The organism is Pseudomonas sp. NPDC047961 (assembly GCF_050272435.1).
In the GTDB taxonomy this organism is placed as follows: domain Bacteria; phylum Pseudomonadota; class Gammaproteobacteria; order Pseudomonadales; family Pseudomonadaceae; genus Stutzerimonas.
Map to the genome: position 1 here is coordinate 708,483 of NZ_JBNNMD010000001.1, position 18,416 is coordinate 726,898.

At 60.3% G+C, this 18,416-nt stretch carries 19 protein-coding genes, 1 tRNA gene and 1 pseudogene; 15 read left to right on the forward strand and 6 right to left on the reverse strand.

Annotation, left to right across the window (positions count from 1 at the left end):
- Positions 1–31: 31 nt before the first annotated feature.
- The gene (gene pyk / locus ACQKIK_RS03305) at positions 32–1,447 is read left to right on the forward strand and encodes a pyruvate kinase (protein WP_200598850.1); all 1,416 of its coding nucleotides are present in this window, start codon (positions 32–34) and stop codon (positions 1,445–1,447) included.
- 73 nt (positions 1,448–1,520) lie between these two features.
- A complete protein-coding gene (locus tag ACQKIK_RS03310; protein WP_499134749.1) occupies positions 1,521–2,405 on the forward strand; it encodes an urea transporter in 885 nt (294 codons plus the stop codon).
- 3 nt (positions 2,406–2,408) lie between these two features.
- On the opposite strand, the gene ACQKIK_RS03315 is transcribed toward ACQKIK_RS03310, so the two are convergent.
- On the reverse strand, positions 2,409–2,633 hold the full coding sequence (locus tag ACQKIK_RS03315) for a DUF2188 domain-containing protein (protein ID WP_045429248.1): 225 nt from the start codon (positions 2,631–2,633) through the stop codon (positions 2,409–2,411).
- A gap of 281 nt (positions 2,634–2,914) precedes the next feature.
- On the opposite strand from ACQKIK_RS03315, the gene hmpA reads away from it, so the two are divergent.
- The 5 genes and pseudogenes from hmpA (at position 2,915) to pncB (ending at position 6,386) form a co-directional block, all read left to right on the forward strand.
- Entirely contained in the window at positions 2,915–4,093 is a 1,179-nt protein-coding gene (gene hmpA, locus ACQKIK_RS03320; protein WP_499134750.1) for an NO-inducible flavohemoprotein, read from the forward strand.
- 59 nt (positions 4,094–4,152) lie between these two features.
- A complete protein-coding gene (locus ACQKIK_RS03325; RefSeq protein ID WP_499134751.1) occupies positions 4,153–4,386 on the forward strand; it encodes a hypothetical protein in 234 nt (77 codons plus the stop codon).
- A gap of 240 nt (positions 4,387–4,626) precedes the next feature.
- Positions 4,627–4,785 (forward strand): annotated as a pseudogene (locus tag ACQKIK_RS03330) (con-10 family general stress protein); the annotation flags it as partial.
- A 193-nt stretch (positions 4,786–4,978) separates the two neighbouring features.
- The gene (locus ACQKIK_RS03335) at positions 4,979–5,158 is read left to right on the forward strand and encodes a hypothetical protein (RefSeq protein WP_241530452.1); all 180 of its coding nucleotides are present in this window, start codon (positions 4,979–4,981) and stop codon (positions 5,156–5,158) included.
- A gap of 28 nt (positions 5,159–5,186) precedes the next feature.
- Positions 5,187–6,386: a nicotinate phosphoribosyltransferase gene (gene pncB, locus ACQKIK_RS03340; protein ID WP_499134753.1), complete on the forward strand. Its 1,200-nt coding sequence runs from the start codon at positions 5,187–5,189 to the stop codon at positions 6,384–6,386.
- 5 nt (positions 6,387–6,391) lie between these two features.
- Here the strand turns inward: pncB and ACQKIK_RS03345 are convergent, their stop codons facing one another.
- Both ACQKIK_RS03345 and ACQKIK_RS03350 read right to left on the reverse strand, forming a co-directional pair.
- Complete coding sequence (locus ACQKIK_RS03345) at positions 6,392–7,582, reverse strand: GGDEF domain-containing protein (RefSeq protein ID WP_046162692.1); 1,191 nt, start codon at positions 7,580–7,582, stop codon at positions 6,392–6,394.
- Positions 7,583–8,187: 605 nt separating this feature from the next.
- Positions 8,188–9,090, reverse strand: a complete 903-nt coding sequence (locus ACQKIK_RS03350; protein ID WP_499134755.1) for an ATPase — start codon at positions 9,088–9,090, stop codon at positions 8,188–8,190.
- A gap of 369 nt (positions 9,091–9,459) precedes the next feature.
- Here ACQKIK_RS03350 and ACQKIK_RS03355 point away from each other — a divergent pair, with 369 nt between their 5' ends.
- On the forward strand, positions 9,460–9,732 hold the full coding sequence (locus ACQKIK_RS03355; protein WP_045429263.1) for a hypothetical protein: 273 nt from the start codon (positions 9,460–9,462) through the stop codon (positions 9,730–9,732).
- A 6-nt stretch (positions 9,733–9,738) separates the two neighbouring features.
- Here the strand turns inward: ACQKIK_RS03355 and ACQKIK_RS03360 are convergent, their stop codons facing one another.
- Entirely contained in the window at positions 9,739–10,626 is an 888-nt protein-coding gene (locus tag ACQKIK_RS03360) for a LysR family transcriptional regulator ArgP (RefSeq protein ID WP_241530449.1), read from the reverse strand.
- 96 nt (positions 10,627–10,722) lie between these two features.
- On the opposite strand from ACQKIK_RS03360, the gene ACQKIK_RS03365 reads away from it, so the two are divergent.
- Entirely contained in the window at positions 10,723–11,325 is a 603-nt protein-coding gene (locus tag ACQKIK_RS03365; protein ID WP_045429267.1) for a LysE/ArgO family amino acid transporter, read from the forward strand.
- A gap of 361 nt (positions 11,326–11,686) precedes the next feature.
- The gene (locus ACQKIK_RS03370; RefSeq protein WP_045429270.1) at positions 11,687–12,265 is read left to right on the forward strand and encodes a superoxide dismutase; all 579 of its coding nucleotides are present in this window, start codon (positions 11,687–11,689) and stop codon (positions 12,263–12,265) included.
- Between the two features lie 283 nt (positions 12,266–12,548).
- On the opposite strand, the gene dcd is transcribed toward ACQKIK_RS03370, so the two are convergent.
- Positions 12,549–13,115 (reverse strand): dCTP deaminase, encoded by a 567-nt coding sequence (gene dcd, locus ACQKIK_RS03375; RefSeq protein WP_045161043.1) that lies wholly within the window; start codon positions 13,113–13,115, stop codon positions 12,549–12,551.
- A gap of 321 nt (positions 13,116–13,436) precedes the next feature.
- Between dcd and ACQKIK_RS03380 the strand changes: the two genes are divergently transcribed.
- Positions 13,437–13,646, forward strand: a complete 210-nt coding sequence (locus tag ACQKIK_RS03380) for a cold-shock protein (protein WP_003282211.1) — start codon at positions 13,437–13,439, stop codon at positions 13,644–13,646.
- Positions 13,647–13,757: 111 nt separating this feature from the next.
- Here the strand turns inward: ACQKIK_RS03380 and apbC are convergent, their stop codons facing one another.
- On the reverse strand, positions 13,758–14,852 hold the full coding sequence (apbC, locus tag ACQKIK_RS03385) for an iron-sulfur cluster carrier protein ApbC (protein ID WP_499134759.1): 1,095 nt from the start codon (positions 14,850–14,852) through the stop codon (positions 13,758–13,760).
- A 194-nt stretch (positions 14,853–15,046) separates the two neighbouring features.
- Here apbC and metG point away from each other — a divergent pair, with 194 nt between their 5' ends.
- The 4 genes from metG (at position 15,047) to ACQKIK_RS03405 (ending at position 18,236) form a co-directional block, all read left to right on the forward strand.
- Positions 15,047–17,089, forward strand: coding sequence for a methionine--tRNA ligase (metG, locus tag ACQKIK_RS03390; protein WP_499134762.1), 2,043 nt, complete (start codon positions 15,047–15,049; stop codon positions 17,087–17,089).
- Positions 17,090–17,190: 101 nt separating this feature from the next.
- Positions 17,191–17,400: a cysteine-rich CWC family protein gene (locus ACQKIK_RS03395; RefSeq protein WP_499134764.1), complete on the forward strand. Its 210-nt coding sequence runs from the start codon at positions 17,191–17,193 to the stop codon at positions 17,398–17,400.
- A complete protein-coding gene (locus ACQKIK_RS03400) occupies positions 17,400–18,092 on the forward strand; it encodes a pseudouridine synthase (RefSeq protein ID WP_499134766.1) in 693 nt (230 codons plus the stop codon). Before ACQKIK_RS03395 ends, ACQKIK_RS03400 begins: the two co-directional genes overlap by 1 nt.
- A gap of 70 nt (positions 18,093–18,162) precedes the next feature.
- Positions 18,163–18,236, forward strand: a tRNA-Gly gene (locus tag ACQKIK_RS03405).
- Positions 18,237–18,416 lie beyond the last annotated feature (180 nt).

Consider the following 18,416-nt stretch of genomic DNA (forward strand, 5'->3'; position numbering starts at 1 on the left):
TCCATAACCACAACTGCCGATAGAGCCTGCCATGACACCCGACAAGAAGGTCAAGATTCTCGCCACCCTGGGCCCTGCCACGCGCAGCATCGATGATGTGCGCGAACTGGTGGAAAACGGGGTCAATCTGTTCCGCCTCAACTTCAGCCATGGCGAGCACGCCGACCATGCCGAGCGCTTCGGCTGGATTCGCGAAGTGGAACGTCAGATGAATCAGCCGATCGCCATTCTCATGGACCTGCAGGGGCCCAAGCTGCGCGTCGGTCGTTTTGCTGAGGGCAAGGTGCAGCTCAAGCGCGGTCAGGCGCTGCGCCTCGACCTCGACCCGACGCCGGGCGACAGCAGTCGGGTCAACTTGCCGCATCCTGAGATCATCGATGCGTTGCAGCCCGGCATGAGCCTGCTGGTGGACGACGGTCGGCTGCGCCTGACGGTAACCGCCAAGCACGCCGACGCGATCGACACGCGCGTGGTGGCCGGTGGTGAACTGTCCGATCGCAAGGGTGTAAACGTGCCCGAAGCGGTGCTGGAATTGAGTCCCTTGACCGAGAAGGATCGTCGCGACCTGACGTTTGGTCTGGAGCTGGGCGTCGACTGGGTGGCGTTGTCCTTCGTCCAGCGCCCGCAGGACATTCACGAAGCCCGCGAGCTGATCGGCGACCGTGCCTTCCTCATGGCCAAGATCGAGAAGCCTTCAGCGGTGCAGCACCTGCGAGAGATCGCGCGGCTCTGCGACGCGATCATGGTGGCGCGTGGCGACCTGGGCGTCGAAGTGCCGGCCGAAAATGTACCGCGTATCCAGCGCAACATCGTCCGCACCTGCCGCCAGCTGGGCCGACCGGTGGTGGTGGCGACGCAGATGCTCGAATCGATGCGTTTCTCACCGGCGCCGACTCGGGCCGAGGTCACCGACGTGGCCAATGCCGTGGCTGAAGGCGCCGACGCGGTGATGCTCTCGGCGGAAACCGCCTCCGGCGAGTACCCGCTGGAAGCGGTGAGCATGATGAGCAAGATCATCCGCCAGGTGGAAAGCGGCCCGGATTACCAGGCTCAGCTGGACGTCAATCGGCCAAGTGCCGAGGCCACCCTGCCCGATGCGATCAGCTGCGCCATTCGGCGCATCAGCGGCATCCTGCCGGTTGCGGTGCTGGTCAATTACACCGAATCAGGCCGCTCCAGCTTGCGCGCTTCGCGGGAGCGACCCGCCACGCCAATCCTCAGCCTGACACCAAATCTGACGACCGCACGCAAGCTGACCGTGGCCTGGGGCGTTTATTCGGTGATCGATGCGCGCATGTACGACATGGAGCAGGTCTGCCTCAACGCGCTCGAACTGGCGCGTGCTCAGGGCATGGCGGGCACCGGCGATACCGTCGTGATCACTGCGGGCGTGCCGCTCGGCCAATCTGGCACGACCAACTCGCTGCGCATAGAAACGCTCAACTAACCCGTCCAGCGAAACTTGCGCCGGTGGAGTCACACGCCATCGGCGCAGGCCTGCGCGCCCTTCCGACGTGCCCATGCGCCTTCATCTCACTTATCTGATCCGCTCGACACTCAACGGCATCAGCCAGGTCTTTTTGCAGCGCCATCTGGGCTGCGGCCTGCTGATCCTGGTTGCGATCGGCCTGCATGATCACGCGCTGCTGGCCGGCGCCCTGCTCGGGCTACTCAGCGGCACCTGCATGGCATGGCGGCTCGGTTATCCGCGTGACGATATCGAAAGCGGCATGTACGGCTACAACGCGGCGCTGCTGGGGCTGTTGATCACCCTGATGCTTGGTCTTGTGCCGCTGGCCTGTCTGCTGGTGATCCTGTCTGGCGCTCTGTCGACTCCCGTGCAGCACCACCTGCTCAGACGTATGCGCGAGCGGCGTAGCCTGCCGGGCTTCACCCTGTCCTTCGTACTGTTGGGTTGGTTGGCGATGGGAGTCTGTGGTGTTCTGGATGGCGTTGTTGAGGCGCGCGTACCCGAACATCAACTGGATGGGTGGGGTGCGCTCGGCGGAATAGTGAAAGGGCTGGGTCAGGTGCTGTTTCTCGCAGATCCGCTTGCGGGACTGTGCTTGTTTGCGGCGTTGCTGCTAGCTGATCGACGCGCTGCAGCGTGGGCGCTATGCGGCTCGGCGGTTGGCATTTACGTAGCGTTGCTGGCCGGCGCCTCCGAGCCAACGGCCCTGGCCGGGCTGGCTGGCTATAACCCGGCGCTGGCAGCCTTGGCGTTGAGCCAGGTCCACCGCTCGGCACTGGTGCCAGCGCTGGGCATCGGCTTGGCGATCATCTTCCGGCTGTTGTTCGATCAGCTCGGCCTGCCGCCGCTGACCATGCCCTTCATCCTCGCCTGCTGGGCGGTCGCGCTGGGCAGACGCCAGCATCGGCGCCGACGCGAGTTGCAGCCGAGCTGAGCCTTAACCCTTGGTAGCCCGAGGGTCCTGGTCCCGCGGGTAGGTCCGTTCCTCTTCGATTTTGCCTTCGAGGGTGTGGATCTTTACCGAGGCGGTGCGCAACTTCATGTAGTCGCGGGTCTCGTTGATGATGTCTTCCTTGGTCGCCGCTTCGATCAGCGCGCGCTTGTCGCCCTCCTCGCGCAATACCCAGCGATCGTCATCGTGCGTGATGTGGTAGTTCTCCATGTTGCCCTCCGTCATTCATCGATAGTCGAAGTTATAGAACGCTGCGGTTGCTGACCGTTCGATCGGTCGCTGTTGGCACCCGAATACTGGGTTCAATCTACCCCGCCGGGTTCAATAAACCCAGATAGCCGGGGTCATAACAACCTTCACCGCTCTAGGGTCCTTGATTCCGGTCAATTTCAGCCTGGAACGATTATTGAAACAGCATGGATACCTGTCCCGGTTGCGTGGTCACCACGCCGCCTTATGAGAGACAGCCTTATCGATGACTGGAGCCTTCCATGCTTTGCGCCGAACACCGTGCCCTTATCACCGCCACCGTCCCGTTGCTGGAAAGCGGCGGCGAAGCCCTCACCGATCATTTCTACAAACTGATGCTGGCCGAATACCCAGAGGTCCGCCCGCTGTTTAACCAGGCGCATCAGGCCAGTGGTGACCAACCGCGTGCGCTGGCTAATGGTGTGCTGATGTACGCCAAACACATCGACCGCCTCGATCAGCTCGGCGGCCTCGTCTCGCAGGTGGTCAACAAGCACGTCGCCTTGCAGGTGCTGCCAGAGCACTACCCCATCGTCGGTTCGTGCCTGCTGCGAGCAATTCGCGAGGTACTTGGCGCTGATGTCGCCACGGACCCGGTCATCGAGGCCTGGGGTGCCGCCTACGAGCAGCTCGCCGATATTCTCATCGGGACTGAAGAGGCGCTCTACAACGCGATAGCCGAGGCGCCTGGTGGCTGGCGTGGAGCGCGGCGCTTCCGGGTCGCACGCAAGGTAACCGAGAGCAGCGAAATCACCTCTTTCTATCTGGAGCCGGAAGACGGCGGTCCGGTGGTTGAGCACAAACCAGGGCAATACATCGGCCTGCGTCTGCTAATCGATGGGCAGGAGATCCGCCGCAACTATTCGCTATCGGCCGCGAGCAACGGCCGGGACTACCGGATCAGCGTCAAACGCGAACCCGGCGGGGTGGCTTCCACCGCTCTGCACAGGATGCAGCCTGGCGAGACGCTGGAGCTGTTCGCGCCCGCTGGAGACTTCACCTTGCAACCCGGTGACAAGCCGCTGGTGCTGATCAGCGGCGGCGTTGGTATCACCCCGACGCTGGCGATGCTCGAAGCCGCGATAGGCACCCGCAGGCCGATTCACTTCATCCACTGCGCCCGCAACGCTGAAGCGCATGCCTTCCGCGAAACCATCGACCAGCTCGCCGAGCAGCACGGTCAGCTCAAGCGCTTCTACTGCTATGACGAACATAGCGGCGAGGAACAGCAACCAGACGCCATCGGCCTGCTGACCGAAGCACGACTGGACGCCTGGTTGCCAGCCGAGCGCGACCTGGACGCGTACTTCCTCGGGCCAAAACCCTTCATGGCAGCGGTGCGTCGGCAACTGCACGCACTCGGGGTGCCGGCTCAGCAGGCGCGGCATGAGTTCTTCGGACCGGCAAGCGCACTGGAGTAAACCCGGACGGGCCAGTCCAAGGGCTGGTCCACTCCCATCACCGACACGAGGAGTTTCCCATGTTTATGCAACCACTCGACTCGCACCGTCTGCTGGCTGTCGCCAACTTGTCGATGGCACTGGGGGTGCTGCTGCTTCTGTTGGGCATCGCCGGCGCTTATATGTTTGATGACCACCTGCTGCTCGGTGCGGTGGTGGCCAGCCATGCCTTGGTGATTCTAGGCCCGACCGCGCTGAAGATCGGTTACGTGATGCGTCTGCTGGCACAACGCCAACTTGCATTGGTAGCTTAGCCTGACGCATGGGGCATCGAAATTGCTGCATGTTAAATAACGTCATTGCCCTTTACCGCTTCGTTGTAGTTGCACTTAGCCATGAACCGTCATGGGACAACCACTCGTCCGCAGTTCTTTAAAAAACGGAAACTACTGGCCTGCTCCTCCGCTCTGAAATATTGAAGGCTGATGAAGTTGTTCAGTCCCGCAGAAAGTCTTGTCCATTGAGGAGAGTAAGACATGGCAAACAAAAATCCTGGCAACTTTGCAAATGACCGCGAAAAAGCGTCTGAAGCAGGCAAGAAGGGCGGCCATAACAGCGGTGGCAACTTCGCCAATGATCGTGAAAAGGCGTCCGAAGCCGGTCGCAAAGGCGGACAGAATAGCCACGGCGGTGGTCGCAACAGTAATAGCTGATGCTATAGGTACCAAAGGGCAAAGGTTAAACCTTTGCCCTTTTTTGTTGCGCACTAATTTTGTATTCGCAACTAGCAAAAATTGGAATGGTGCTTTTTTTCACGACAATAAACCGACACCAAAACTTAGCCATTTGCTTGAATCTTCAATTAGCTTCAACAAATAAAAAACCATCAACCGAGGAACTAGCGATATGAACACTTCTAATCATGGCGCCTCATCTACCAACCCCGGCGATGAAGCAGCGCCAGGGACACCGGGCACCGGTGAAAATATCTGCCCTGTATGCAACGGCAGCGGCCGTACCGATGCAGGAGAATGTAAAAATTGCGGCGGCACCGGTAAGGTGATCGAAGGCATCGGCGGAGCCTGATCCCGCCTCCGCAACCAGGAAACAGCCCATGCGTGTCAGCGCCTTCTCCGAACGAATCATCCAGAGTCTGCTGGACACCGACTATTACAAGCTGACCATGATGCAGGCGGTGCTGCACCACTACCCAAACGCCGAAGTGGAGTGGGCTTTTCGCAGTCGATCCGAAGAAGACCTGACACCTTATCTGGGCGCCATCCGGGAACAGCTGGAAGCATTGGCGGAGCTGCGATTCGAACCGCAAGAACTGGCGTTCATTGAACGCATTCCCTACATGCAGCCGGATTTCATCCGGTTCCTCGGGCTGTTCCGCTTTGACCCCCGCTACGTGCGGGTGGAGCTTGAAGACGGCGAGTTGGTGGTCTACCTGCGCGGCCCCTGGCTGCATGTGATCCTCTTCGAGGTGCCGCTGCTGGCCATCATCAGCGAGGTGCGCAACCGTGCCCGCTATCCGCAGGTGACGCTGGAGCAGGCCACCGACCGTCTGGAAGAGAAGCTGCAGTGGCTGCGCGACGAAGCCACGCCCGCAGAGCTGGCCGGTTTCAAACTGGCCGACTTCGGCACGCGCCGCCGCTTCTCGTTCGGCGTTCAGGCTGCGGTGGTCAAACGGTTGAGCGAGGCGTTTCCCGGACACTTCGTCGGTACCAGCAACGTGCATCTGGCGCGCACACTGAATCTCAAACCGATGGGCACCATGGCACATGAGTGGATCATGGCCCACCAGCAACTCGGCCCCCGGCTGATCGATAGCCAGAGCGCGGCATTGGACTGCTGGGCACGTGAGTATCGCGGTGCGCTGGGCATCGCCATTACCGACTGCATCACCATGGACGCCTTCACGGCGGACTTCGATCTGTATCTGGCGAAGCTGTTCGACGGTCTGCGCCATGACTCGGGCGATCCGGTCGAGTGGGCGGAAAAAGCCATCGCCCACTACCGACAGCTGGGAATCGATCCGATGACGCGGCAATTGGTGTTTTCCGACGGACTGGATTTCCCCAAGGCGCTTAATATCTATCGCGCCCTGGTCGGGCGCAGTAACACCAGTTATGGCATCGGCACTCAGCTGACCTGTGACATACCCGGAGTCGAACCGACCAACATGGTGATCAAGATGACCAGCTGCAACGGTCAACCAGTCGCCAAGATCTCAGATTCACCGGGCAAGACCATGTGCCGGGACGAAGCCTTCGTCAGCTACCTCAAGCATGTGTTTGGGGTGAGTCGCTGACCCGCTCAAGCGGCTGATAGAGGCTCTTCGGATGGCTCGCCTGGCGTTTCGAAACATACGCGGTTGCGCCCGGACATTTTAGCCAGGTACATCCGCCTGTCTGCCACGTCCAGCAATTCTTCCGCGCTTTCGGCGAAGTCAACGCAACGCTCAGCCAAGCCAATACTGGCAGTGACGGGGCTGCCGTCAGGACGTGCGCCAAGGCCGTCCTTGACCATGCGAGCGAGCGCCAAGCGCGCCTGTTCGCGGTCGGTGTCAGGCATGATCACGACGAACTCCTCGCCCCCCCAGCGCAGCAAGCTGTCGGTGCTGCGCAAGCTGGCCAGCATCTGCTGGGTACATTCGCGCAGCACCTGGTCGCCGGCGTCATGGCCGAAGCTGTCGTTGATCCGCTTGAAGTGATCGAGATCGATGAAGGCAACGGCAAGGCCGGTGTCGTGACGTCGTGCGGTGTCCCATTGCAGTTTCAGAATTTCCTGCCCGCTGCCCCGGGAAAAGACGCCGGTGAGCGGGTCTCGAATGGCCTGGCGCACCAGCGCGATCATGAAGGCCAGCTGGCTGAGACTCGCCAGTGACGTAACCCCGGCGATCAGTATCAGCAACCAGAATCCGCCCGCGTAGGAAGGCCAGTTGAGCGTCGTCCACGACAGATAGCCCGCCAGTGCGTGCGCCAGAAGCAGGACGGACGCCATGACAAGGTTCTCTAACAAGGTCAGCGGGAATATGGCCAGTCCGGCCATCAGCACGAAGGGCAGGAACGCATACCCTGTGGCTACCACTGCCGAGACCTGGGTGAGCTGATAACCCCCCAGCAACGTATGCGAAGCGATATAAAACACCGTGGGAATGGCGAACAGCAGCGCAACTGCCCGATACGCATCAAACAGATTACCGCTGGGCCGATAGAACAGCAGCAGACAGGCAAAGGCGGCGCAGGCGAGCAGTCGCAGGGTTGCCAGTCCGAGCCAAAGTGGATAGGTGAAAACCATCAGATCGATGATCCCCCACACCGGCGTCAGCACCGCGAAAAGAAACGCGAACAGCCTGACCCGGTTGACGATCAGGGTCGCGCGTCGCTGGCTCATCAGCATGGAATGGCGGTGTGGAATGACCAGCTTCATGAACTCAGTGGACCTGAGCTCACTGGGCAACAGTGTAGCCAGGCGGTTCAACAGCAGATCGATCAAGGACGGCATTTTTTATAATCACCCGACTGGAGCATTGGAGCGGCCGTCCACGTCCTCGTGCCAGCCGCGCCGAATAGTAGCACTTAGCCATATCACCGCCGCGTCATCAGCTAACCACGCCGGACCTACTCAACCCCGACGGGTTGTTCCAACAAAGAAAGCAGCGCAGCAGAAACCCCACGTTTCCTGCGGTTTAGCATGCTTTCCAGTTAGCGGCGGGTAAGCGCGCTTCCACAGCGTCGTCGGAAAAAAATTTGTAACAAAACAAGTTACGAAGCATCTACGTTGCGCCACTGCGCCGCTCAGGCTACAAAACGCGCCCAAGACAAAGGCTAATGAGCACCGCGCGATTAGAGGAGCAGCGGAAGAGATAGCGGGGTCAGCGCGGAGATCAACAGCCCCACATTGCATGGCGGCCAGACCCGCTCACCTGAGTGCCGAACATCGGCTGACAAGGGGGCCGGCCTCAGCGGTCAAGCCGAGTACAGCTTTCAGGGCAACAACAGCCGCAGTTGGTTTATCCCTAGCGCTGGACCTGTAAACCGCTACTCCTCGTTTGGCTGACTCGCCAGGCCGCTGCGCATATACGCAGCGGCTTTGTTCTTAAACGGCAACTAGCGCTGGTCAATCTGCTGCTGCAAGTTGGCGATCTGTCCCTGCAACGTGTTGATGCTGCGGGTCATCTGGGCCCGGAATGCGTCGAACTCGGACGTCACTACGCCCGGCGTAGCCGCAGGTCGGTTATCCACTTCGCTGCGCAAGATAAGTACATCCTGCTCCAAGCGACTGATCGCCTGACTGGCGTCGCCCCGCTGTTTCAACGCTGCGATGTCCTTACCCAGTCCGTCGATTCGAGCAGACATGTTGCCCAGCTCGTCCACCGTGCCCTTTAGCCCCGACATCGATGAGGTCAGCGCCGTCTGTTCACCGGCGACCTTTTTCACGGACTCGGCAAGCGCGGCCGTAGCAGACTGATGGCCACGTACGTCAGTAGCGATTCGCTCGATCTGGCTGCCCTGCTCGTCCAGGCGCTTGTCCTGATTGCCCTGTTTACCGGTCAGGCTTTGCTGCTGGGTGGTGATGGCGCGCTGTTGTTCGGCCAGGTCCAATGCCTGCTTTTCCAGCTGCTTGATGCGCAGTTTAAGCGCCTCGCCTTCGGTGGTAACGCTGGATTCCGTTGCCACGATCTTGCCGGAAATATCCTGCAGCCGACCGCTCGCGTCTTCGCTGATGCGCGCAAAACTCTCCTGAGTAGCAACCAGCTGAGCCTCGAGCCTCGATACCTGCTGCATGCCCCACCAACCCAGTGCTATCAGCAAGCCGAACAACACCAGGACCAGGAACCACAACGGTGCGGTGCTGACGGTACGGCGCTTCTGGCGCGGGCGCGCATCGTCAGGTGCGCTGCTCGCAGACTGGCCGATCGGCTCGAGCTCAGGCGCAGGATACGGATCTCGATCGCGGCCTGCGGTCAGGCTGGGTATGTTGTCCAGTTCGTCGTGAGCATCGTTGCGCATGGGATACCTTTAATGGCGCGAAGCGAAAGACAGCGCGCAGTATAACGATTCAACAGAAGCACTTCAGCGCGAACACCACCCATAAACTGCACCCGGAACAGGCGCCCCGCACCGCGGTGTATCAAGACCGTGCAAACCGACATAACGGGCAAGCGATCAGCTCGTCACTGCGCCATGTTGGGAAGACTGCATCCAAGCGGCAAGGATAACGGCGGTGGGCTTCATCCAGCATTGCACATCGAAAGCAGTCAGCCCGAACAGGAACTGGTACGCCTGTTGCTTTGGCTTTGATGCCAGCGGATAGCGCTTTCCGACACGGATGTCGGGCCAAGAACGCCGAGCGATCGTTAGATTGGAGGATGTTTCATTATGGAGTTCAACAAGGCCGTACTGGATTGCATGCAGCACCTACGCCGCCGGCTGCGCGATGAGCAACAGCTGGATATTCGCCTTAGCCAACCGGACGCGATCCAGGCCATGCTGACCGCCTGCCTCTGCTCTGGCGACGAGATGACACGGGACCTTGGCAAACAGCTGGCCACGTACAGCGATATGCCAGCTCCCGACCGAACGCCATCACCGACAGTGGGCCGCAACGGGCCCTCGGTGCGCATCTACCGCGGCCAGCGAGTCCTGAACTGAACCGGCTCAACAGATCAACCACTGCCTGACCGAGCGCGACAGCTGTCGCGTAAGCTCGGCAAGCAGCTCACCGCCGTTGCGCCAATGATGCCAGTACAACGGTACATCGATCGGATCGCCCGGATACACATCCACCAGCGCTCCGCTGGCCAGCTCCGCGCCTACCTGCAGTTCAGGCACTAACCCCCAACCCAGATCGCTCTGCAGCAGGCGAACAAACCCTTCTGACGAGGGGCACAAGTGATGGCTGAAAGCCCCCTTCAGGCCCAACGCAGCGAGATAGCGATGCTGCAACTGGTCGTCAGGACCGAAGACAATTGCCGGTGCCTTCAGCAAAGCCTCGGCCGGCGCGCCCGGCTTAAGATGGCGGGCGACATAGGCGGGACTGGCAAGAGCGCGGTAGCGCATGGCCCCGAGAAATTCGCTTCGCGCACCGGCCAAGGGCCGTTCAACCGCACACACGCACGCCGCCACCTCCCCGGCGCGCATGCGCTTGAGCCCAACATCCTGATCCTCCAGCACATGATCGAGCACCACGCCATGTCGTGTGCAGAACGGAGCAATCGCACCTGGCCACCAGGTAGCCAGGCTGTCGGAGTTCAGCGCAATACGCAGCCGCTCCGGTAGCCGACTCTCGTCCAGCTCCGGCACTTGCCCTTGAAGATCCCGCTCAAGCAGGCGCACCTGTTGCACGTGGTTGAGCAAACGCCGGCCAACCTCGGTGGGCTGCGGTGGCGAGGCGCGCAACAATACCGGCTGTCCCAATCGCGCTTCGAGCAACTTGATGCGCTGCGACACGGCCGATTGCGACAGCCCCAACGACTGCGCAGCGCGATCGAAGCCGGCTTGCTCAACCACAGCCGCCAAAGCGACCAGCAGCTTGTAATCGAACATTCGATTTCCTTATGGGGCATTACCGAATTTCGTTTTTCTTATAACGCAACAGACCTGACACTGCGAGCACCTCTCAACAAACACAGGCAGCGCATCATGTGGCAGAGCTACTTCAACGGACTATTGGTCACCGCCGGCCTGATCGTTGCTATCGGCGCGCAGAACGCGTTCGTTCTGGCGCAGAGCTTGCGCCGCGAGCACCATCTTCCCGTAGCCGCACTATGCATTCTCTGCGACATTCTGCTGGTCAGTGTCGGCGTCTTTGGCCTCGCCGCCGTGCTGGCGGAAAACCCGTTGCTGCTGAAAATCACCCGATGGGGTGGCGTGCTGTTCTTGCTGTTCTATGGCGTCATCGCGTTGCGCCGCGCAGCGCGCCCGAAAGCCCTGCTGGAAGACACCCAACGCGGTCCGCGCTCGCTGCGGAGCGTATTGCTCGCCGCGCTGGCCGTCACCTTGCTGAACCCGCACGTTTATCTCGATACGGTACTACTGATTGGCTCACTCGGGGCTCAGCAACCCGAGCCAGGGGCCTATACGCTAGGCGCCGCAAGCGCGTCGACGCTATGGTTCCTGATCCTTGCCCTGGGCGGAGCCTGGCTTGCACCGTGGCTAGCACGGCCGCTGACCTGGCGACTGATTGACCTGGGTGTCGCGACCATGATGTTCGCGGTTGCCGCGCAGCTTGTTGTCCTCGCCTAAGGAACGCCCTCGCCAATCGGAGGTCCACGCAGAGGGCCTCGGCATCCTCGCACCTTTCGCCAGATCTCGATTAAGAGGCTCTGGCACCGGCTTCTCCACACAGTTGATGCGTGGTTTTGCCACAGGCTGAGTGCTATGATCCTTGGTCCGCGGGCATGGAGTGGAACGCTTCAGCCCGCCATTACGGCCGCCCGCGATCGGCCGAAGAATGCGCACGTATGTAGCGAGCGAAGGGAAAGACAGGCGTAAACGGACGAACATCAGTGCAGTAGTTTTCTCCGTTCCGCGAGGCGTTGGTCACAGCGCAGACTGCCTCCTTCCGAGCCGCATCTATTCTCGACACCTGAGCAGGAGATACACCATGGCTTTCGAATTGCCGCCGCTTCCGTTTGAAAAGAACGCCCTCGAGCCGCACATTTCCGCCGAAACTTTCGAGTATCACCATGGCAAGCATCACCAGGCCTACGTGACCAACCTGAACAATCTGGTTCCTGGCACCGAGTTCGAAGGCAAGGACCTGGAAACCATCATCAAGACCTCTTCCGGTGGCATCTTCAACAACGCCGCTCAGGTCTGGAACCACACGTTCTTCTGGAACTGCATGGCTCCGAACGCCGGCGGCCAGCCGACCGGTGCCCTGGCTGATGCCATCAACGCTGCGTTCGGCTCCTTCGACAAGTTCAAGGAAGAGTTCACCAAGACCGCTATCGGCACCTTTGGCTCCGGCTGGGCCTGGCTGGTGAAGAAGTCTGACGGTAGCGTCGGCCTGGCGAGCACCATTGGTGCCGGCAACCCGATGACCGCAGGTGACAAGCCGCTGCTGACCTGCGACGTCTGGGAACATGCTTACTACATCGACTACCGCAACGCGCGTCCGAAGTTCGTCGAAGCATTCTGGAACGTGGTCAACTGGGACTTCGTCGCGAAGAACTTCGCCTGAGTCCCGTCTGCTTGATGGGGCGCCTGTCGCCTCATCATCCAGGCACCAAAAATGCCCGCATCGTGCGGGCATTTTTTTGTTAAAACGAAAACAGAAGCGGAACGGTGACAGCCTCGACAAGAAGCCCGTCTGCCGAAGGGCCGCAGCTCACCTCGGAGACGCGCTCTAGAATGCAGCTAGGCCAATAGAAGAGACGCCCCACTGCACCTGAATAGTTAAAGCGCAAGGCACGCGAGCGGCGGTTGCCGCCCGCTTGAATTGGCAGCCAACTCGCTGATCGAAATCAGGCCTTCGGCAAGGTCACGCCACGCTGCCCCTGATACTTACCGCCGCGATCACGATAAGAGGTCTCGCACTCTTCATCGGATTCCAGGAACAGCATCTGCGCCACGCCTTCGTTGGCGTAGATCTTCGCTGGCAGGGTGGTGGTGTTGGAGAACTCCAGAGTCACGTGCCCTTCCCACTCTGGCTCCAGCGGCGTCACGTTGACGATGATGCCGCAGCGCGCATACGTGCTCTTGCCCAGGCAGATGGTCAGCACGTTGCGCGGAATGCGGAAGTACTCGACCGTGCGCGCCAGTGCGAAAGAGTTGGGCGGGATGATGCAGACGTCGCTCTTGATGTCGACGAAGCTCTTCTCGTCGAAGTTCTTCGGATCGACGATTGCCGAATTGATGTTGGTGAAGATCTTGAATTCATCGGCGCAGCGCACGTCGTAGCCATAGCTGGACACGCCGTAAGAGATCAAGCGCTCGCTGCCCTCGCCGCGCATCTGGCGTTCGACATAGGGCTCGATCATGCCGTGCTCCTGGGCCATCCGACGAATCCATTTATCCGATTTGATGCTCATGGCGGGCGTCCTGACTGGGCTGGTGGGCGTTCATATAAGGGTGTGCATCTTACCGACCCCACGGAGCCGGTTCAAAGCCCTCGAACCGGGTCCATGCGTCGCATCTCTGACGCTTTGGCAGGAAACTGAAAATAATGCTCGCATTGCGACAGAAATGGAGTATCTTTCATTGGCTGCTGCTGCATGTGTCACCGTGAATCGCTACATGTTTAGATTTCGATCCGATCATTGCTACGACTCCTAACTCCTTGCACACAGTCACCGTTCGGGGTATTTGCCCGTTCAAATCATCTCTACACCTTGTTCAAGGAGACATTTCAAATGTCCAATCGCCAAACCGGTACCGTTAAATGGTTCAACGATGAGAAAGGCTTCGGCTTCATCACTCCGCAATCCGGTGACGACCTTTTCGTACACTTCCGCGCCATCCAAGGCGACGGTTTCAAGAGCCTGAAAGAAGGCCAGCAAGTTTCCTTCGTCGCTACTCGCGGCCAGAAGGGCATGCAAGCTGAGGAAGTTCAGGTTATCTAACCTGAAGCTTCTTTGCTGAAAAAGCCCCGCTTCGGCGGGGCTTTTTTATGCCTGCGATTTACTGGCGAGCGATAAGCCACGGGCAGCGCGAAGCGCCACCCTGCTTTGAAACTAGTCGTCGGTTACAACGATGTTCGGCATCGACTGCGCAATGATCTGCCCGCTCAGCGAAATCCGTGCCCCCACACTGCGCGCCATTTGCTGATAGATCATCGCGATCTGGCTTTCAGGGTCGGCAATGGTGGTCGGCTTGCCTGCGTCGGCCTGGCTGCGAATTGCCATCGACAGCGGTAACGAGGCCAGCAGCTCTACGTTGTACTGCTCTGCCAGCTTCTCGCCACCGCCTTCGCCGAACAGATGCTCGGCATGACCGCAGTTCGAGCAGATGTGAATGGCCATGTTTTCCACGACGCCCAGCACCGGAATGTTCACCTTGCGGAACATCTCCACGCCTTTCTTGGCATCCAGCAGCGCCAGATCCTGCGGCGTGGTCACGATGACCGCCCCAACCACAGGCACCTTTTGCGCCAGGGTCAGCTGGATGTCACCGGTGCCCGGCGGCATGTCCACGATGAGATAGTCGAGATCATTCCAAGCCGTCTGGGTGATCAGCTGCAGCAGCGCGCCGGATACCATCGGGCCACGCCAGACCATCGGCGTCTTGTCGTCGGCCAGGAAAGCCATCGACATAATCTGTACGCCGTGGGCTTCCAGCGGGATAAAGGCTTTGTTGTCACGAATTTCGGGGCGGGCGCCTTCGGGAATGCCGAACATGATGCCCTGGCTCGGGCCATAGATATCCGCATCCAGTACGCCAACCCGCGCGCCTTCGCGGGCCAGCGCAAGAGCCAGATTAGCGGCCGTGGTGGATTTCCCCACGCCGCCCTTGCCGGAAGCGACGGCGATGATGTTCTTCACATTGGCCATCGACTCGAGCTGGTCCTGCGCCTTGTGCGAGCGGATCACGCAGTCGACCTGCACGTCCGCTCGAGTGACGCCTTCCAACTGCTCGATGGCCATGGCCAACATCTGTGCCCAGCCGCTACGAAACAGCCCGGCGGCGTAGCCCAGTTCAATCTGCACGCTGACGCGATCGCCCTGAACATCGATGGAACGCACGCAACCGGCAGTGACCGGGTCCTGGTTCAGGTTAGGGTCGGTGTACTGACGCAGTACGGCTTCCACAGCTTCGCGTGTGACGGTCATGACTACTCCCAAGAAAACCTAGTAAAACAGACGGGCATCTTACCCCGTGGTGCCGTATGGCCTCATCAACCGCGTCAACATGGCGCGGCACTCGGCATCTGACCGGCACCAGCCGCGCCAGTGCGGGTGAAAAAAAAACGTCGCACCTTTATAGTGACCAGCTCACTTCGCAACCCCGACTGCAGATTTCCCCCATGTCCGAAGCCCGTCAGATCCTCGTTACCAGTGCCCTGCCCTACGCCAACGGTTCTATTCACCTTGGCCATATGCTCGAGTACATCCAGACGGACATGTGGGTGCGCTTTCAGAAGCTGCGCGGCAACCAGTGCATCTATGTGTGCGCCGATGACGCCCATGGCTCGGCCATCATGCTGCGCGCCGAAAAGGAAGGCATCACGCCCGAGCAACTGATCGCCAACGTGCAGGCCGAGCACAGTGCGGACTTCGCCGACTTTCTGGTCAACTTCGACAACTTCCACTCGACCCACTCGGAAGAGAACCGCGAGCTATCGGAGATGATCTACACCCGTCTGCGCGACGCCGGCCACATCGCCACACGCTCGGTGACACAGTATTTCGACCCTGAAAAAGGCATGTTCCTCGCCGACCGCTTCATCAAGGGCACCTGCCCGAAGTGCGCGGCAGAAGACCAATACGGCGACAACTGCGAAAAGTGCGGCGCCACGTACGAGCCCACCGAACTCAAGAACCCACGCTCGGCCATCTCTGGTGCCACACCGGTGCTGCGCGACTCCAAACACTTCTTCTTCAAGCTGCCCGATTTCGAGGCGATGCTGAAGGAGTGGACCCGCAGCGGCAGCCTGCAGGACTCAGTCGCCAACAAGATCGCCGAATGGCTCGACGGCGGCCTGCACGAGTGGGACATCTCCCGCGATGCGCCCTACTTCGGCTTCGAGATCCCCGATGAGCCAGGCAAGTACTTCTATGTCTGGCTGGACGCGCCCATCGGCTACATGGCGAGCTTCAAGAACCTCTGCGCACGCCGCCCGGAACTGGACTTCGATGCGTTCTGGAAGAAGGACTCCACCACCGAGCTGTACCACTTCATCGGCAAAGACATCATCAATTTCCACACCCTGTTCTGGCCCGCCATGCTCGAAGGCGCCGGCCTGCGTAAGCCCACCGCCGTCGCGGTGCATGGCTACCTGACGGTGAACGGGCAGAAGATGTCCAAGTCGCGCGGCACCTTTATCAAGGCGCGCACTTACCTCGACCATTTGAACCCCGAATACCTGCGCTACTACTACGCCGCCAAACTCGGCCGCGGCGTGGATGACCTCGACCTGAACCTCGAAGACTTCGTACAGAAGGTCAATTCCGACCTCGTTGGCAAGGTCGTCAACATCGCCAGCCGTTGCGCCGGGTTCATCCACAAAGGCAACGGCGGCCTAATGGTCGACCGCAACGCTGCGCCGGAACTGACCGACGCCTTCCAGTCCGCCGCGCCGTCCATTGCCGAGGCCTACGAAAACCGCGACTTCGCCCGCGCCATGCGCGAGATCATGGCCCTGTCCGACCGCGCCAATGCCTGGATCGCCGACAAGGCGCCCTGGGCACTGAACAAGCAGGACGGCATGCAGGATGAAGTCCAGGCGATCTGCGCTACCGGCATCAATCTGTTCCGCCAACTGGTGATCTTCCTCAAGCCGGTGCTGCCGAACCTGGCCGCCGACGCCGAGCGCTTCCTGAACGTCGAGCCACTAGGCTGGACTGACCTGCAAACGCTGCTGACCAACCATCAGCTGAACACTTTCACCCCGCTATTGACCCGTATCGAGCCTGCCAAAATCGAAGCCATGATCGAATCATCCAAGGAAGACCTCGCCTCCACCGAAACCGCCGCCCAGCCGAGCGGCAATGGGGAGCTGACCAAAGAGCCCATCGCCGCCGAAATCGCGTTCGACGCCTTTGCCGCCGTGGACCTGCGCATCGCGCTGATCGAAAAGTGCGAGTTCGTCGAAGGCGCCGACAAGCTGCTGCGCCTGACCCTCGACATTGGCGATGCCAAGCGCAACGTGTTCTCCGGCATCAAGAGCGCCTATCCGGACCCAAGCAAGCTGGAAGGCCGCCTGACCCTGTACGTCGCCAACCTCGCCGCGCGCAAGATGAAGTTCGGCATCTCCGAAGGCATGGTGCTGGCGGCCGGCCCTGGCGGTGAAGAGATCTACCTGCTCAGCCCGGACAGCGGCGCCAAGCCCGGTCAACGCGTGAAGTAACGAAGCCATAGCACAGGCGCTCGGTGCAATGCCGAGTGCCTGATTTTGATACGAACTAACCGCTCCACTGCATCACGCGCTGCCACTGCCCGGAGGCGGTTATGACCGATACACCCGAACCTAATAGATGCCCGATTTGTGGCGAGCCCAACAGCTGTAGCCTGGCTAATCCAGCCACTGCGACACGGCCCTGCTGGTGCTTCAGCGTTGAGATAGCGCCCGAAGCCCGCGAACAGATTCCTGATGACGCGCTCAATAAAGCCTGTATCTGTCCGCGTTGCGCGCGCGGCGAGTTGCCTGCAAAACCCTGATGCGCCTCGACCGTTTCCTCGCCAATCTGCCCCACTGCAGCCATCGCCAAGCGCGCCTGCTGCTGGCCTCGGGCCGTGCTGCGGTGAACGGGAAGACGGTCTGCGACGGCACCCATGACGTTCGCGTCTTCGACCGTATCGAGCTGGACGGCGAGGTACTGCAAGCAGGCAAACCCGCACGCTTCTTTATGCTGAACAAACCGGTCGGCTGCGTCAGCGCCACCGCCGATCCGCAACACCCCACGGTGCTGGATCTGCTGAACGAGCCGGACAAGGACGAACTGCACATCGCCGGGCGGTTGGACTTCAACACCACCGGCCTGATGATCATCACCAACGACGGCCTCTGGTCCCGCCGCCTCACCCAACCGGCAAGCCTGCTGGGCAAAACCTATCTCGTAGACACCGAAGACCCCATCGACCCGGTTTGTGTCGACCGCTTCGCCCAAGGCCTCTACTTTCGCTTCGAGAACCTCACCACGCTGCCCGCCGAACTCGAACTGCTGGGCTCACACCAGGCCCGCCTGACACTGCATGAAGGCCGCTACCACCAGGTCAAACGCATGTTCGGCCACTTCAACAACAAGGTCACCGCCTTGCATCGCGAACGCATGGGTCCGCTGCTTCTCGACCCCACCCTCGCCCCAGGCCAATACCGCAGCCTGACGCCCGGAGAAATTGCGCAGGTCTGAACACATTCATCGACCCAAATGCCGCACCCGCTTCTCCTTACGCCGCCCTTCTGGTACAAAGGCTGCCTACGCGGGCGTCGTATAATGGCATTACCTGAGCTTCCCAAGCTCATGACGAGGGTTCGATTCCCTTCGCCCGCTCCAGATTAAAAAAGCCCTGCAATCGCAGGGCTTTTTCGTTTAGGGTTTGGCTTGTTTCGGCAAGGTCCAGGCAGCTTTGGCGGAAAAATAAATATGTCCCCTTTTTCGCATTCAAACTTGCCCAATCAAAACGCGGGATAGCGATTACTAAAGCAGTAGCTAGGCGCTGGTTTTCCCAACGGG

Coding starts and splice junctions, on each gene's coding strand:
- pyk (WP_200598850.1), top strand. CDS start 32: ATGACACCCGACAAGAAGGTCAAGATTCTCGCCACCCTGGGCCCTGCC.
- ACQKIK_RS03310 (WP_499134749.1), top strand. CDS start 1,521: ATGCGCCTTCATCTCACTTATCTGATCCGCTCGACACTCAACGGCATC.
- ACQKIK_RS03315 (WP_045429248.1), bottom strand. CDS start 2,633: ATGGAGAACTACCACATCACGCACGATGACGATCGCTGGGTATTGCGC.
- hmpA (WP_499134750.1), top strand. CDS start 2,915: ATGCTTTGCGCCGAACACCGTGCCCTTATCACCGCCACCGTCCCGTTG.
- ACQKIK_RS03325 (WP_499134751.1), top strand. CDS start 4,153: ATGTTTATGCAACCACTCGACTCGCACCGTCTGCTGGCTGTCGCCAAC.
- ACQKIK_RS03335 (WP_241530452.1), top strand. CDS start 4,979: ATGAACACTTCTAATCATGGCGCCTCATCTACCAACCCCGGCGATGAA.
- pncB (WP_499134753.1), top strand. CDS start 5,187: ATGCGTGTCAGCGCCTTCTCCGAACGAATCATCCAGAGTCTGCTGGAC.
- ACQKIK_RS03345 (WP_046162692.1), bottom strand. CDS start 7,582: ATGCCGTCCTTGATCGATCTGCTGTTGAACCGCCTGGCTACACTGTTG.
- ACQKIK_RS03350 (WP_499134755.1), bottom strand. CDS start 9,090: ATGCGCAACGATGCTCACGACGAACTGGACAACATACCCAGCCTGACC.
- ACQKIK_RS03355 (WP_045429263.1), top strand. CDS start 9,460: ATGGAGTTCAACAAGGCCGTACTGGATTGCATGCAGCACCTACGCCGC.
- ACQKIK_RS03360 (WP_241530449.1), bottom strand. CDS start 10,626: ATGTTCGATTACAAGCTGCTGGTCGCTTTGGCGGCTGTGGTTGAGCAA.
- ACQKIK_RS03365 (WP_045429267.1), top strand. CDS start 10,723: ATGTGGCAGAGCTACTTCAACGGACTATTGGTCACCGCCGGCCTGATC.
- ACQKIK_RS03370 (WP_045429270.1), top strand. CDS start 11,687: ATGGCTTTCGAATTGCCGCCGCTTCCGTTTGAAAAGAACGCCCTCGAG.
- dcd (WP_045161043.1), bottom strand. CDS start 13,115: ATGAGCATCAAATCGGATAAATGGATTCGTCGGATGGCCCAGGAGCAC.
- ACQKIK_RS03380 (WP_003282211.1), top strand. CDS start 13,437: ATGTCCAATCGCCAAACCGGTACCGTTAAATGGTTCAACGATGAGAAA.
- apbC (WP_499134759.1), bottom strand. CDS start 14,852: ATGACCGTCACACGCGAAGCTGTGGAAGCCGTACTGCGTCAGTACACC.
- metG (WP_499134762.1), top strand. CDS start 15,047: ATGTCCGAAGCCCGTCAGATCCTCGTTACCAGTGCCCTGCCCTACGCC.
- ACQKIK_RS03395 (WP_499134764.1), top strand. CDS start 17,191: ATGACCGATACACCCGAACCTAATAGATGCCCGATTTGTGGCGAGCCC.
- ACQKIK_RS03400 (WP_499134766.1), top strand. CDS start 17,400: ATGCGCCTCGACCGTTTCCTCGCCAATCTGCCCCACTGCAGCCATCGC.